Annotated in this window: 1 protein-coding gene and 1 pseudogene; both read left to right on the top strand. The window is 44.2% G+C overall.

Annotated elements, in window-relative coordinates; all coding sequences use genetic code 11:
• The coding region (locus tag KIV40_RS33170) for a DHHA1 domain-containing protein (RefSeq protein WP_285353640.1) at positions 1-465 on the top strand (465 nt) is incomplete at its 5' end.
• Positions 466-701: 236 nt separating this feature from the next.
• A pseudogene (locus tag KIV40_RS33165) lies at positions 702-841 on the top strand (aspartate kinase); the annotation flags it as partial.

Below are 841 nucleotides of genomic sequence, written 5' to 3'. Positions count from 1 at the left end.
GAGGAGCAACAAGCTAAGTACGAAGAGAAAATTGCAGAATCTGCTTCTAAAGCGAAAGCGCTAGAGAAAGAGATTCAGAAGCTGAAAGAGAAGATGGCTGCATCTGAAAGTGCAAACATCATGGGTAAAGCACAAGAAATCAACGGCGTTAAAGTTCTTATCGCTGGTATGGAAGGTGCAGATCCTAAGAACCTACGTACTATGGTTGATAACGCTAAGAACCAGATGGGCAGCGGCGTTGTTATGCTAGCAAACATCAACGGTGAAAAGATTGGTCTTATCGCGGGTGTAACTAAAGACCTTATCGGCAAAGTAAAAGCGGGTGACCTAGTGAAGATGGTTGCTGAGCAAGTTGGCGGTAAAGGTGGCGGTCGTCCTGACATGGCTCAAGCGGGTGGTACTGATGTATCAGCGCTACCAGAGGCGATGAAGTCAGTTCAGCCTTGGCTAGAAGAACGCCTGTAAGACTTATCTCTTGATTCAAAGATGCCCAATCACCCGATTGGGCATCTTTTATTTTGTATCATCGTTAATTGTTCAAACTTCTAGAATTTGTAACTGTTAACCAAACAGAATCAATAAGAGTTAACCAAGAAGCCGAAAAACCGTTCGACCTCTTGGTTAACTTTTATGACTTCGCTATGACGTGAAGTGTGTTGTTTTGTCATATATAGACATTGGTCTTGGGAAGGTGAGGACGGGTGAAAATGCCTCTTATCGTGCAAAAATTTGGTGGAACGTCAGTGGGCTCTATCGAGAGAATCCACTCAGTTGCAGAGAAAATCATTGAAGCTAAGAACGACGGAAATCAAGTCGTGGTGGTGGTCTCTGCGATGTCAGG

This window comes from Vibrio sp. D173a (assembly GCF_030248475.1).
This window is presented reverse-complemented; position numbering and strand designations above follow the sequence as displayed.